The sequence below is a fragment of the Phenylobacterium sp. genome (assembly GCF_031425575.1).
Taxonomy (GTDB): Bacteria; Pseudomonadota; Alphaproteobacteria; order Caulobacterales; family Caulobacteraceae; genus Phenylobacterium.
In genome coordinates, this window is the sequence record NZ_JANPJP010000328.1 from 1 (window position 1) to 13,294 (window position 13,294).

General features: G+C 68.6%; 15 protein-coding genes. 8 read left to right on the plus strand and 7 right to left on the minus strand.

The window, feature by feature from the left end; all coding sequences use genetic code 11:
- The coding region (locus tag RMO97_RS18240) for a ribonucleotide-diphosphate reductase subunit beta (protein ID WP_310542433.1) at nucleotides 1-621 on the plus strand (621 nt) is incomplete at its 5' end.
- A 3-nt stretch (nucleotides 622-624) separates the two neighbouring features.
- Here RMO97_RS18240 and RMO97_RS18245 read toward each other — a convergent pair.
- Together RMO97_RS18245 and RMO97_RS18250 are read right to left on the minus strand one after the other, a co-directional pair.
- A complete protein-coding gene (locus RMO97_RS18245; protein WP_310542434.1) occupies nucleotides 625-1,035 on the minus strand; it encodes a class I SAM-dependent methyltransferase in 411 nt (136 codons plus the stop codon).
- Complete coding sequence (locus RMO97_RS18250) at nucleotides 1,032-1,232, minus strand: hypothetical protein (RefSeq protein WP_310542435.1); 201 nt, start codon at nucleotides 1,230-1,232, stop codon at nucleotides 1,032-1,034. Before RMO97_RS18250 ends, RMO97_RS18245 begins: the two co-directional genes overlap by 4 nt.
- Nucleotides 1,233-1,310: 78 nt before the next feature.
- Between RMO97_RS18250 and RMO97_RS18255 the strand changes: the two genes are divergently transcribed.
- Complete coding sequence (locus RMO97_RS18255; RefSeq protein WP_310542436.1) at nucleotides 1,311-1,550, plus strand: DUF2188 domain-containing protein; 240 nt, start codon at nucleotides 1,311-1,313, stop codon at nucleotides 1,548-1,550.
- On the opposite strand, the gene htpX is transcribed toward RMO97_RS18255, so the two are convergent.
- The 3 genes from htpX to RMO97_RS18270 all read right to left on the minus strand — a co-directional run bounded on the left by htpX (nucleotide 1,547) and on the right by RMO97_RS18270 (nucleotide 5,376).
- Nucleotides 1,547-2,482 (minus strand): zinc metalloprotease HtpX, encoded by a 936-nt coding sequence (gene htpX, locus RMO97_RS18260; protein ID WP_310542437.1) that lies wholly within the window; start codon nucleotides 2,480-2,482, stop codon nucleotides 1,547-1,549. The genes RMO97_RS18255 and htpX overlap by 4 nt on opposite strands.
- 56 nt (nucleotides 2,483-2,538) lie before the next feature.
- Entirely contained in the window at nucleotides 2,539-4,047 is a 1,509-nt protein-coding gene (locus tag RMO97_RS18265; protein WP_310542438.1) for an EAL domain-containing protein, read from the minus strand.
- A 75-nt stretch (nucleotides 4,048-4,122) separates the two neighbouring features.
- A complete protein-coding gene (locus tag RMO97_RS18270) occupies nucleotides 4,123-5,376 on the minus strand; it encodes a dicarboxylate/amino acid:cation symporter (protein WP_310542439.1) in 1,254 nt (417 codons plus the stop codon).
- A 113-nt stretch (nucleotides 5,377-5,489) separates the two neighbouring features.
- Here RMO97_RS18270 and RMO97_RS18275 point away from each other — a divergent pair, with 113 nt between their 5' ends.
- The 6 genes from RMO97_RS18275 (at nucleotide 5,490) to RMO97_RS18300 (ending at nucleotide 11,898) form a co-directional block, all read left to right on the plus strand.
- Nucleotides 5,490-6,944, plus strand: a complete 1,455-nt coding sequence (locus tag RMO97_RS18275; RefSeq protein WP_310542440.1) for an AMP nucleosidase — start codon at nucleotides 5,490-5,492, stop codon at nucleotides 6,942-6,944.
- 119 nt (nucleotides 6,945-7,063) lie between these two features.
- The gene (locus RMO97_RS18280) at nucleotides 7,064-7,228 is read left to right on the plus strand and encodes an oxidoreductase-like domain-containing protein (RefSeq protein WP_310542441.1); all 165 of its coding nucleotides are present in this window, start codon (nucleotides 7,064-7,066) and stop codon (nucleotides 7,226-7,228) included.
- Between the two features lie 52 nt (nucleotides 7,229-7,280).
- Entirely contained in the window at nucleotides 7,281-8,057 is a 777-nt protein-coding gene (locus RMO97_RS18285) for a tyrosine-protein phosphatase (RefSeq protein WP_310542442.1), read from the plus strand.
- Between the two features lie 295 nt (nucleotides 8,058-8,352).
- Complete coding sequence (locus RMO97_RS18290) at nucleotides 8,353-9,522, plus strand: alanine--glyoxylate aminotransferase family protein (RefSeq protein ID WP_310542443.1); 1,170 nt, start codon at nucleotides 8,353-8,355, stop codon at nucleotides 9,520-9,522.
- A gap of 283 nt (nucleotides 9,523-9,805) precedes the next feature.
- Nucleotides 9,806-11,146 (plus strand): anthranilate synthase component I family protein, encoded by a 1,341-nt coding sequence (locus tag RMO97_RS18295; protein ID WP_310542444.1) that lies wholly within the window; start codon nucleotides 9,806-9,808, stop codon nucleotides 11,144-11,146.
- Complete coding sequence (locus RMO97_RS18300) at nucleotides 11,143-11,898, plus strand: aminotransferase class IV (RefSeq protein ID WP_310542445.1); 756 nt, start codon at nucleotides 11,143-11,145, stop codon at nucleotides 11,896-11,898. The genes RMO97_RS18295 and RMO97_RS18300 overlap by 4 nt, the downstream gene beginning before the upstream one ends.
- 28 nt (nucleotides 11,899-11,926) lie before the next feature.
- On the opposite strand, the gene RMO97_RS18305 is transcribed toward RMO97_RS18300, so the two are convergent.
- Together RMO97_RS18305 and RMO97_RS18310 are read right to left on the minus strand one after the other, a co-directional pair.
- Entirely contained in the window at nucleotides 11,927-12,451 is a 525-nt protein-coding gene (locus RMO97_RS18305) for a pilus assembly protein (protein ID WP_310542446.1), read from the minus strand.
- Complete coding sequence (locus tag RMO97_RS18310; RefSeq protein ID WP_310542447.1) at nucleotides 12,442-13,032, minus strand: pilus assembly protein; 591 nt, start codon at nucleotides 13,030-13,032, stop codon at nucleotides 12,442-12,444. Before RMO97_RS18310 ends, RMO97_RS18305 begins: the two co-directional genes overlap by 10 nt.
- Nucleotides 13,033-13,294 lie beyond the last annotated feature (262 nt).

Genomic DNA, 13,294 nt, shown 5'->3' on the forward strand with positions numbered 1-13,294 from the left:
GACTACATGCAGAAGTTCGGCGTCGAGACCAACGCTGACATCGCCCGGACGCTGGCCATGTTCGGCGGCTTCACCGAGGGCCTGCAGCTGTTCGCCAGCTTCGCCATGCTGATGAACTTCCCGCGCCACAACAAGATGAAGGGCATGGGCCAGATCGTCTCCTGGTCGGTGCGCGACGAAAGCCTGCATTGCGAGGGCATCATCAAGCTCTACCACGCCTTCAACGCCGAGACCGGCGTGGTCACCAAGAGCGTGGCCGACGACATCATCGACTGCTGCAAGACGGTGGTGGGCCTGGAGGACAAGTTCATCGACCTGGCCTTCAGCGCGGGCGAGGTCCAGGGCATGACGCCCGAGGACATCAAGGCCTATATCCGCTTCATCGCCGACTGGCGCCTGCGCCAGCTGCACCTGCCCGAAGTGTTCGGCGGGGTGAAGGAAAACCCGCTCCCCTGGCTGCAGTCCATGCTGTCGGGGGTGGAGCACGCCAACTTCTTCGAGGCCCGCTCGACGGAATATTCCAAGGCCGCCACCAAGGGCCAATGGCACGGGGAAGCCGGCGTCTGGGCCGAGTTCGACCGCAGCCTGTCGCGGCGCTCGGAAAACATTCCGGCGGAATAGGGTTCAGGCCGGCCTGACCACGGTGACCTGCAGCCAGGTCCGCGCCTCCTGCTCATAGCTGTGGCCGAGGCCCTGGTGAATCTCCAGGGCCGCCCAGGGGCCTGCCTGGTCGTAGGCGACCCGCAACGCGGCTTCCGATGGAAAATTGAAATAGCGGCCCAGGCTATCTCGTCCTCCCCCCTCGCCGGCCTTGTAGGTGGCAAGGAAGATCCCGCCGGGTTTGAGGGCGCGGCGGACGCGGGCGAGCACCGCGACAAGGCCCGCCGTCGGGACGTGGAGCAGGGAGGCGTTGGCCCAGATTCCCTCGAAGGCCGCCTCGTCCTCGATGTCCTCGAAGAGCTGGACCCGCACGGGCCGCCCCAGCCTGGCGCTGGCGATCTCCGCCAGGCCCTTCGACCCGTCGAGAGGCGTCACCTCGAACCCCTCGCCAGCATCACCTCACTGTCCTGACCGCCACCGCAGCCGAGATCGAGAACATGGGCGCCGGCCGGCAAGGCCGCCAGGAAGTCGGTGAGGCGCTGGGAGACCCCGGGTAGGCGGCGTCCCGCATAGGCCACGGCGTTCCGATCATAGAAGACCAGGGTCTCCGGGTCGTGGGTTTCATCCGCCATCGCCTGCGCGCCCCTCCCGTGGATCGACCTTGGCGCCTCGACCGTTCAGGCCGTGACATCAAGCAAGCGGAGCGGATCATGAGCAAGGTTGTCTACGAGATCGTCGAGCATGACGGCGGCTGGGCCTATCGGTCCGATGGCGTCTATTCCGAGACCTTCGCGACCCATAACGCCGCCCGCGCCATGGCGGTGCGCGTGGCCCGCGAGCAACTGGTTCCCGGGGCCGATGCGGCCATCTCCTTTGAGACCGCCGACGGCAAGTGGCACGAAGAACAGGTGGACGGCCATGATCGGCCGACCACCGAGGTCAAGGGCTAGCTCCAGGGGCCCCGTTCGGCGCGGGTCACCGGCACCGCCGTGCCCGAGCGACTTGGGCGGCCGCTGATCGTCGGCGCCCGGCCGGCCAGTTTCATGAGTTCGGCCACCCGGTTCTGCGTCGCCGGGTGGGTAGAGAACAGATTGTCCGCGCCTTGGCCCGACAGTGGGTTGATGATGAACATGTGGCTGGTGGCGGGATTGCGCTCGGCGTGATGGTTGACCATGCCGCCGCGGGCGTAGGCGTCGATCTTCTGCAGGGCCGAGGCCAGCGCCTCAGGATCGCCGCTGATCTCCGCCCCGTCGGCGTCGGCGCTGTATTCCCGATGCCGGCTGATGGCCATCTGCACCAGGGCCGCGGCGATGGGCGCCAGGATGGCGATGGCGATAACCCCCAGGACGCCGCCTGGCCGGTCGCGGTCATTGCCCTGGAAAAAGAAGGCGAAATTCGCGAGCGCCGCAATGGCTCCGGCGATGGTGGCCGTGACGGTCATGGTCAGGGTGTCGCGGTTCTTCACGTGGGCCAGTTCGTGGGCCATCACGCCGCGGATTTCCCGGCGGTCCAGCATGCGCAGCAGGCCAAGGTTGGCGGCTACGGCGGCGTGTTCCGGGTCCCGTCCGGTGGCGAAGGCGTTGGGCTGGTCGGAATCGATCAGATAGACCTTCGGCCGCGGCATTCCCGCGCCGTCGGCCAGGGCGTGGACGTCGGCGGCAAAGTTGGCGATCAGCCGGTCGGGATGGCTCTCATCGACCTCCTTGGCGCCGTACATCCGCAGCACGATCTTGTCGGCGTTCCAGTAGCTGACGGCGTTCATCGCCACGGCGAAGGCCAGGGCGATGGCCATGCCGCCGGCGCCGCCGATGAGATAGCCGGCGCCGACGAAGAGGGCGGTCATCGCCGCCAGCAGCATGAAGGTTCGAAGATGGTTGTGCATGGGTCCCTTGGGGCCGTTGTGGTCCAAGAGGATATGGGGTGGCGTCAGCCGGGAGGCTAGACCGCCCGGCGCAACCGAGCCGGCGCGACAGCGGGGAGCGGCCCCGACATCGCCGCGCTCTCGTAGAGACGCGCCTCCACCGCCTCGGCCGGCATGGGGCGGGCGAACAGGAAGCCCTGCAAACGGTCGCAGCCGGCGGCGCGCAGGAACAGGGCCTGGGCCTCGTCCTCGACGCCCTCGGCGACGATGCGGATGTCCAGGGAATTGGCGGCCTGCAACATGGAGCGCACCAGCTTGGACACGCGCGGCTCGCGGCCCACATCGCCGATCAGGGACTGATCCAGCTTCACGGTGTGGATCGGCAGCTGCATCAGAGCGCGCAGGTTGGAATAGCCGGTGCCGAAGTCGTCCAGGGCGACACGGATGCCGCAGGCCGCTAGCCGCTCGATATGGCGCCGCGCCAGATCCAGGTCGTCCACCAGGAAGGTCTCTGTGATCTCGACCGTCAACGCCGTGGCCGGCAGGTCGGTGGCGCGCAGGCGGCGGATCAGGTTGCGGGAGAAGGCGGGGTCGAGCAACTCTCGGGGCGACACGTTGCAGGAGATGGTGTCGATCAGGCCCTGCGCCACCCAGGGGGCGGCGCGCTGGCAGGCGGCGGCGAACACCGCGGCGTCCATCTGGCCGATCAGGCCCAACTCCTCGGCCAGCGGCACGAAGGCTCCCGGCAGCAGCAGGCCCTGCCGGGGGTGGTTCCAGCGCGACAGCACCTCGACCCCGACAATTCGGCTGTCCTGGGCGTTCACCACCGGCTGATACCAGGGGACGATCTCCCCCTCCGGGATGGCGCGGCGAAGGTCGGTCTCCAGGCTGTTGCGCCGGCTGCTGGCGTCGCGCAGTTCGGTGTCGAAGACCGAGGCGCGGCGGCCGCCACCGGCCTTGGCGCGGTAGAGGGCCATGTCGGCGAAGCGTTGCAGGTCGGTGGCGTCGACGGCGTCGTCGGGGAACACCGCTACGCCCACCGAGGCGCTGGGGCCCACCGTGCGGCCGTAGATCCAAAAGGGCTGGGCCAGGGCGGCGGTGATCTGCTCGGCTCGGGCGGCCACGTCGGTCGTGGCGCTGATCAGGGCGAACTCATCGCCGCCAAGGCGCGCCACGAGGTCTCCGGGCTGGGCCTGGGCCCGAAGTCTCATGCCGATCTCGTTCAGCAACAGGTCGCCGGCGTGATGGCCCAGGGTGTCGTTCAGATGCTTGAAGCGGTCCAGATCCAGCACGAAGAGGGCGACGCGGGTCGTAGTCTCATGGGCGTCCTCCAGCCTCTCGATCAGGGCCGAGGTGAAGGCGCCTCGGTTGAGCAGGCCGGTCAGGGCGTCGGTTCGCGCCAGGTGCAGGGTCAGGGAGCGCTCGGCCTCGAGCTCGGCGACCCGCACGCCGAGAGCCGAGCTCATCTGCTGAAAGGCGTCGCCGGCCTGGCGCAGTTCCGCCGTGCGAATCTCGAGCAGGGTCTCAGCCTCGCGGCGTGCGTGGCGTTCCTGCTCGATCTCGTGCGTCGAGCTTTCGCTCGCCATGGTCCGCCCCCAGGAGGTCTCTCCCAGGGCTAGTTCTGACCCAGAAGGCCGGAATCGACCGTTAACGAGAGTCGACTAGGCGACTTTGGGCTCCGGCTCGGGTTCGGGGAGCTCGACCTGGTTTTCCCACTTGGCGACCACGGCGGCGGCGACGGAGTTACCCACCACGTTGGTGGCCGAGCGGCCCATGTCCAGCAGGTGGTCGACCGCCAGTATGAGGATCAGGCCGGCCTCGGGCAGGTTGAAGTAGGAGAGTGTCGCGGCGATCACCACCAGGGAGGCGCGTGGCACGCCGGCCATGCCCTTGGAGGTCACCATCAGCAGGGCCAGCATGGTGAGCTGCTGGCCGACCGACAGGTCGATGCCATAGGCCTGGGCGATGAACAGCACCGCGAAGGTGCAGTACATCATCGAGCCGTCGAGATTGAAGGAGTAGCCCAGGGGCAGGACGAAGCTCGCCACCTTTCGTGACACGCCCCACTTCTGCAGCTCCTCCAGGGTGCGCGGATAGGCGGCTTCCGAGGAGGCGGTGGAGAAGGCCAGCAGGGCCGGCTGGCGGATCGCGGCCACCAGCTTCATGCCGCGCGGGCCGACGATCAGGATCAGCACTCCCACCAGCAGAGCCCAGAGGATGCCCAGGGACAGGTAGAAGCCGCCGACGAAGGCCGCATAGGTGCCGAGAATCTCCAGGCCCTGGACGGCGATGGTGGAGGCCAACGCGGCGAAGATGGCCAGCGGCGCGGTCTTCATCACATAGCCGGTGACCTTCAGCATGATGGTGGCGATCTGTTCCACCAGGGCCAGGACCGCCGGTGCCTTGTCGTCGATGGCGGCCACGGCGGTGCCGACGAAGACCGAGAAGATGACGATCTGCAGGATCTCGTTGTTGGCCATGGCCTCAACGATCGACTTGGGCACCAGGTGGGTGATGAACTCGCGCAGAGTGAACTTCGAGACGTCCACGGTCGCGCCGGCCACGGCGTCCGGGTTGGGCAGGGAGAGCCCGGCGCCCGGGTGCAGCAGGTGGGACATGACCAGACCGATGGTCAGCGAGACGATTGAGGCGGTGATGAACCAGCCCATCGCCTTAGCGCCGACTCGGCCGACGGTGGCGGCGTCCTCCATGTGCGCGATGCCGGCCACCAGGGTGGCGAACACCAGGGGGGCGATGATCATCTTGATCAGCCGCAGGAAGACGTCGGTGATGATGGAGAGGTTGGAGGCGACCTCCTTGGCCTGCTCGGGGGTCGCGTACTGGTTCACGCCCCAGCCGACGGCGACGCCCAGGATCATGGCGCCGACGATGAAGGCGGTGAACAAGCGATTCATGGCAAACCCTTAGCAGCGAACCTGTCGCACCTTTGTCGCCGGGATGCGCGCCTACGTCCATCCCGGCGCGCACCCTGTCTCGAAACCTTGGCCTTCTTGCGCTAAAGTGCGCCATGAACCCAGAGACCCAGGCGGCGGAGATCGTCGCCAAGCTGAGCGCCGAGTACCAGCAGACCGTCACCGCGCTGCGAGACGCGTTGAAAACCTTCCTGGCCGGGGGCCCGCCCCCCGACCCGGCGGTCCGGGCGGCCGGCGCCTTCGTCTATCCGGAGCTGCGCCTGACCTGGCCCCACGGCCAGACCTATCCCAGGCTCAGCCGCGCCTATGCCCGGCTGTCGGCGCCCGGCAAGTATGCGGTGACCGTGACCCGTCCGGACCTGTTTGGCGACTACCTGCTGGAGCAGATCACCCTGCTGCTGACCGACTTCAAGGTCGAGATCAGCGTCGGCCGCTCGAGCCAGGAGATGCCGTTTCCCTATGTTCTGGACGGGGCCGTGGACATCGCCATGGCCGACATCGGATCGGCCGACATCGCCCGGCATTTTCCGACCACTGAGCTGTCGGCCATCGGGGACGAGATCGCCGACGGCTTCTGGAGCCCGGCGCTGGAGGAGGCCCGGCCCCTGGCCCTGTTCGACGGGCTGCGGACCGACTTCTCCCTGGCGCGCCTGACCCACTACACCGGGGCGCCGGCCGAGCATGTGCAGCAGTACATCCTGTTCACCAACTACCACCGCTATGTGGATGAGTTCGTCCGCTGGGGCTGCGAGCAGCTGCGGGCGCCGGGCAGCCCCTTCACCCAGCTCTCGGCCTCGGGCCGGGTGGTGGTGACGGCCGACAGCGAGGCCCCCGAGCAGCAGATCGCCGACGGGTCCTGGCGGCGTCACCAGATGCCGGCCTACCACCTGATGGCGGAGGGCCGGGCGGGGATCACCCTGGTGAACATCGGGGTCGGGCCGTCCAACGCCAAGACCATCACCGACCACCTGGCGGTGCTGCGGCCCCAGGCCTGGCTGATGATCGGCCACTGCGGGGGCCTGCGCGGCAGCCAGACCATCGGCGACTATGTGCTGGCCCACGCCTATCTGCGTGACGACCACGTGCTGGACGACGTCCTGCCGCCGGCCATCCCGATCCCGCCCATCGCCGAGGTCCAGGTGGCGTTGGGCAAGGCCGCCGAGCTGGTCACCGGGGAGACCGGGGAGGTGCTGAAGAAGCGGCTGCGTACGGGCACCGTGGTCACCACCGACGACCGCAACTGGGAGCTCCGCTACTCGGTCAGCGCCCTGAGGTTCAACCAGTCCCGCGCCGTGGCCATCGACATGGAGAGCGCCACCATCGCCGCCCAGGGCTACCGGTTCCGGGTGCCCTACGGGACCCTGCTCTGCGTGTCCGACAAGCCCCTGCACGGGGAGATCAAGCTGCCGGGCCAGGCCAACGCCTTCTATGAGCGGGCGATCGGCCAGCACCTGCAGATCGGGGTCGCCACCATGGCGCTGCTGCGCAAGGAGGGCGCCAGCCTACATTCGCGCAAGCTGCGGAGCTTCGACGAGCCGCCGTTCCGCTGAACATGTCGGCCGCCGCGGATGGAAGAAAACGGGTTTGGCGGCGGGTCACCGCCAAGCCTTGCCCGGCAAGGAAAATCCGGCCTGCCAACTGACCAACATGTGCCAACATCCGACCGACGATGACCGACGTTCCCAAGCGCCCGACCAAGCCTGATCCGATGGAGTGCTGCCGGCGCGGCTGCTATCCCTGCATCTTCGACTACTACGACACGGCGACCGAGCGCTGGGAGGCCCGGGTGCGGGCGCTGGGCCTGGACCCGGACGCGATCCCGGCCGAGGACTGATCGGCGCCGCTCAAGATTGCCTTCCGCGGGGTCGCAGCGTTAGACAAATTCCATGACCCGGCACATCGACTTCGAAGGCATCGAGAATTTCCGCGACCTGGGCGGCTACGACACCGCCTGCGGGCGCGGCATGAAGGCCGGCGTGGTCTATCGTTCGGCCAATCACGGCCAGGCCACCGACGCCGACCTGGCGCGGATGGCCGAGCTGGGGATCACCACCATCGTGGATCTTCGCCGCCGCCGCGAGCGGGACCGGGAGCCGTCGCGGCGCTGGCCGGGTTTCGACGGCCTGGTGATCGAGAACGACATCGAGGGCGTGGAGGCCGACTGGGCCGAGGCCATCGCCGCGGCCGAGCGGGTGGACGCCGAGTGGTTCCGCCAGGACAGCCTGGGCTTCTACCGCGAGGCGCCGCACCAGCCGCGCCATGTCGATCTGTTCCGCCGCTACTTCCGGGCGCTGGCCGAGCGCGACGGCGCCCTGGTGGTGCACTGCGCGGCGGGCAAGGACCGCACCGGCCTGATCTGCGCGCTCACCCACCACATCGCCGGCGTCCACCGCGACGACACGCTCACCGACTACCTGATGACCAACAACGAAGCGCGGATGGCGGCGCGCACAGACTTCCTGCGCAGCTTCATCCTCGACCTCACCGGCAAGCACCTGGACGACGAGGCCCTGCGCCAGGCCGCCAGCGTCCATCCCGACTATCTCGACCACGGCCTGGCGGTGATCTCCGAAAGCCACGGCGGCATCGATCGGTATCTGGAGGAGGTGCTGGAGGTGGACAGCGCGCTGCGGGGCAAGATCGAGGCGCGGATTCTGCGGTGATCCAAACCCGCTAACCCCGGCGAAGGCCGGGGCCCAGATTCATCTCAAGAGCTAGGGGGCCAATCCACCGTTCGTGTGGTTCGTGTGGTTCGTGGACCGCCTGATAGGCGTCAACGCGCCGGGGCTTTGAGAATTGAACCACGAACCACACGAACCACACGAACAGGGATCCTGACCCAGCAGGCCGTGATGAATCTGGGTCCCGGCCTTCGCCGGGATGAGCGGAGTGGGGTGGCATTGCGCAACCGGCTCCCGCGGCCTAATCGTCGCCGGCCATTTTGTTCGGGGACATCTCATGCAGAGCTTCCAGCCGCCGCGCCGCATCCTGATGGGGCCTGGCCCCTCCGACGTCAGCCCCCGCGTGCTGGCGGCCCTGGCGCGGCCGACCATCGGCCACCTGGACCCTGAGTTCCAGAACCTGATGGAGGAGATCAAGGCGGGCCTGTCGCGGCTGTTTAACGCGCCGGGCTATGCCTGCGTGCCGCTGCCGGCGCCGGGGACGGCGGGGATGGAAGCCGCCATCATGAACCTGCTGGAGCCGGGCGACCGGGCGGTGGTGGCCATCAACGGCGCCTTCGGCGGCCGCATGGCCGACATGGCCGACCGGGCCGGCGCCGAGGTGATCAAGGTCGAGTTCGAATGGGGCCAGCCCGTGGACCCGGAAAGGATCGAGGCCGCGATGGCCGGGGCGCCCGTGAAGGTGCTGGCCTTCGTCCACGCCGAGACCTCCACCGGCGCCAAGAGCGACGCCGCCGCGCTCTGCGCGCTCGCTCGCAAGTATGGCGCCCTGTCGGTGGTGGACTGCGTGACCTCGCTGGGCGGCATCACGGTGGATGCGGCGGCCTGGGACGCCGACGTCATCTATTCCGGCACCCAGAAGTGCCTCTCGGCGCCGCCTGGCCTGTCGCCGATCTGCCTGTCGCCCCGGGCCCAGGCGGCGATCTCGGGCCGCAAGACCAAGGTCCGCAACTGGCTGCTCGATTTCAATCTGCTGATGTCCTACTGGGGCGGCGAGGGCGGCCGGACCTATCACCACACGGCTCCCATAAACGCATTATATGGGCTCCATGAGAGCCTGGTGGCCCTGTTCGAGGAGGGCCAGCAGGCGGTGCTGGTGCGCCATGCGCGCAGCCACGAGGCCCTGGCCGCCGGGATCGAGGCCGCGGGCCTGACATTCCTGGTGGATCCCGCCCATCGCCTGCCGCAGCTGAACGCCGTCATCGTGCCCGAGGGCGTGGATGAGGCGGCCGTGCGCGCCCATGTGCTGGCCAAGTGGGACCTGGAGATCGGGGCCGGCCTCGGGCCGTTGAAGGGCAAGATCTGGCGGATCGGGCTGATGGGCGCCTCGGCGACCGCCTGGCACGTGCGGATCTGTCTGACGGCGCTGTGCGAGGCGCTCAATGCGCAGGGGTTCAAGGCCGATGGGGCTGCGGCAGTGAGCGCGGCGCAGGGGAAGCTGGGTTAGGTTTCAGAAGCTGGCCGGCCCCCTCAACCTGCCCTCTCCCCCGCAAGAGGGGGAGAGGAGGGATAGTCGCATAAGTTCGTGGTTTGTTCCAGTGAGTGTGGCTTGCCCTTGATCTCTCATCTCACCCTTGGGGGAGAGGGTCGGGTGAGGGGGTTTCTCGGTCGCGGGGTGGTCTTTACTTTGGCGCTGGGTTGGACAACGAACGGCCAATCACCTCCAGCCAAGGCGCACGCACTTCACCGACTCCTTCCCTTCGATCCTCCACGCGGGTAAGGCCCGCCCCATGCGTGTCGCCGCCCAGCTTCGGACGTCCTGGCGCGAGCCGTTGCAGGTCCTGTCGGCCTTCGCCGGCGAGCCGTGGGCCATCGCCTTCCTGTCCGGGGGGCAGGGGGCTCGGGCGCGGTGGTCCTATGTGGCCCGGCGGCCCGACGCGGTCCTGACCCTGAACGCCGACGATCCGCGCGATCCCTTCCAGGCGCTTTCCGAGCTGCTGGGTCCTCTCGGCGAGACCGCCCGGGACGGGCCGCCGTTCCAGGGTGGACTGGCGGGCCTGGCGGCTTATGAGCTGGGGGACCGGGTGGAGGCGCTCGGCCTGGCCCGCAGCCCCGACTGGCCCGACCTGGCGGTGGGCCTCTATTCCAGCGTGCTGGCCTTCGACCACCAGGAGCGGCAGGTGATCGCCATCGGGCGCGGCTTCGACGAGGCCGACAGCGAGCAGGCGGCCTTCGAGGCGATGAGCTGGCTGCACGACCTGCCCAAGCCCGCGACCCGGGGGCCGCTGACCGACGGGCTGACCGCATCGGACGCAGGGGCCTATGAGGCCGCGGTGGCCGAGGTGGTGGCGCGCATCCACGCGGGCGAGATCTTCCAGGCCAATGTCGCGCGGGCCTGGACCGGGCGACTGAGCGAGGGCGCGACCCCCTTCGACCTGCTGGCGCGGCTGGCGGGCCAGAGCGCGGCGCCCTTCGCGGCCTATCTGCGGCTGGCGGGTCTGGCGGTGGTGTCCAATTCGCCCGAGCGCTTCGTGCAGGTGGCGGCGGGGGGCGCGGCGGAGACCCGGCCCATCAAGGGCACCCGCCCCCGGGGCGCGACGGCGCACGATGACGCCAGCCTGTCGGCGGAGCTGGCGGCCAGCCTGAAGGACCGGGCGGAGAACCTGATGATCGTCGACCTGATGCGCAACGATCTGGCCCGGGTCTGTACGCCGGGCAGCGTCAAGGTTCCCGAGCTGTTCGCCGTGGAGAGCTTCGTCAATGTCCATCACCTGGTCTCCACGGTGAGCGGGCGGCTGGCGGCGGGGCGGACCGCCATCGACCTGCTGAAGGCCGCCTTCCCGCCGGGCTCGATCACCGGGGCGCCCAAGGTTCAGGCGATGAAACTCATCTCTAAGTTTGAGAGCCCGCGCGGGCCCTATTGCGGTTCGCTGTTCTGGGCGGGCGCTGACGGGGCCTTCGATTCCAGCGTGCTGATCCGCACCGCCGCCTGCGTGCAGGATGGACAGGGGTGGGTGATCGAGGCCCGGGCGGGTGCGGGCATCGTCGCTGACAGCGAACCGCGCGCCGAGCGGGTTGAGACGCAGGACAAGATCGCCGCGCTGCTGCGGGCGATGGAGGCGGGCGCGTGATCGGGTTCGACGACCGGGGCCTGCTGCTGGGGGACGGCCTGTTCGAGACTGTGCTGGCGCGGGCCGGAGAGCTGGTCGACCTCGACGCGCATCTGGCGCGGATGGCGGACGGCTGCGCGGTGCTGGGCTTGCCGGCGCCCGATCCTGCCGAGGCCGAGGCTCTGATGCGGCGGGCGGTTTCGGAGGCGGGTCTCGCGACCGCGCGGGCCGCGGTGCGACTTACCCTAACGGCGGGACCCGGCGGGCGGGGGCTGGACCGGCCGCAGACGCCCAAGCCCGCCCTGTTCGCCACGGCGGCGGCCTCCCCGGCCCCAACGGCGCTCGCGCGGCTGAGGATCAGCACGGTGCGCCGCAATGAGGGCTCCCCGGCCTCGCGGCTGAAGACCCTGTCCTATCTGGACAATGTGCTGGCCCGGCGGGAGGCGGTCGCCGCCGGGGCCGATGAGGCGGTGATGCTGAACGGGCAGGGCGAGATCGCCTGCGCGGCGGCGGCCAACCTGTTCTGGATCACGGGCGGGGCGATGTTCACGCCGGCCCTGGCCTGTGGCGTGCTGGACGGCATCGTGCGGCGCCGGGTGATGGCGGCGACAGCGGTGCGCGAGGTGGCGGTGGGCGTGGAGACGCTGGCGGGGGCGGAGGCGGTGTTCCTCACCAACAGCCTGATCAGGGTGCGGGAAGTCGCAAGCCTGGACGGGCGGAGGTTCGAACCCTCGGCGCGGGTGGCGGAGATCGCGCGGTTGGTGGGCCAATAGCCTTCCCCCTCGATGGGGGAAGGGGGTTTTACGTCGTGCTCCAGGTGACCTGGGCGGTCTTGCGGGGCTTGAGATAGTATTTCTGAGTAAAGGTCAGGGCGTTGGGCAGGGCTTGCTGGGTGGCGGAATTGTAGACGTAGCTCGACTCTGCGAGGATCACGCTCTCGTTGTTGGCGATCAGGTTGGCGGGGACGCTGGCCACCGTGGTGACCGCCCCCATGGACCCATAGCCCTTGGACCACATCACCTGGATGGCGCCGTTGGAGTCCTTGCGGATCGACGTCACGCGCATGGACAGGCCCGTGGTGGGGAAGGGGGCGATGATCGCCTTTCCCACATTGAAGATGTCGTTCATCTCGCTGGTGTTGATCATGGTGTCCTGGGCCACCAGGTCAGCGATGGCGAAGGCCACGTGGCTGGCCCGGCGGTCGGCCATCATGCCCTGGGTCAGCTCGGCCAGGCCGTAGTACATCAGGATCATCACCGGGGCGACGAAGGCGAACTCCACCGCCGCGGCGCCGCGTCGGTCCTTGATCAGGCTCTTCAGGTGCATTTCGCGCCCACCGGGGTGGCTGTGGAATAGGGTTCGTTGCGGAAGGTGGCGACCGTGGAGATCAGCCGCTTGTTGGAGCTGCTGCCCATGTTCACCAGCGACTTGTTGAGCAGCGGAGTGAAGACGTCCCACTCGTAATAGGTGCGCACCAGGACGATGTCGCCGGGGGCGCCGGTGGAGAAGCAGGTGGCCGCCGCCGCCGCCGGGGTCCAGGCCGTGCCGGCCGTCGCGCTGTTGCTGCTGGCGGTGTCGAAGTCGGCGAAGGTCTGAACCGCCACGGTCAGCTTGCCGGCGCAGGGCGTGGCCAGCCAGGCCATGCGATTGCAGACCTGGGTCTTGAAGTCCCCCTTGGCGTTCGACCCGCTGGTCTGGAACTGGCCGGTGCGGATCTGGCGGGCGGCGTTGTCGGTGGCGTTCTGCAGGGTCACCGAGACCAGGAAGACCAGGCCGAGCTCGATGATGCCGAACAGCAGGACGCAGAAGGGCAGGGCGATGATGGCGAACTCGATCGCCGTCGCGCCGCGCCGGGCGGCGACGAACCGCATCAGCAGGTCTTTGAAGGCAAGGGCGCGGCGGCTCATGACGTCCTCGAGGGGGTGTTCCCCGCGAGCATAGCCAAGTCTGCTGAATCGGAGGTTTAAGGCCCGCCGATCTCTTTGGCGCGTGACAGCCTGAAGTGGATGCCGGTTCAGGCGCCCGTCACGCGCCGCACATGAGAAACGAGCCTGTTCATCCGTTTCGAATGAAACGGACAGGCTCGTGGCGCGTGACAGCCTGAAGTGGATGCCGGTTCAGGCGCCCGTCACGCGCCGCACATGAGAAACGAGCCTGTTCATCCGTTTC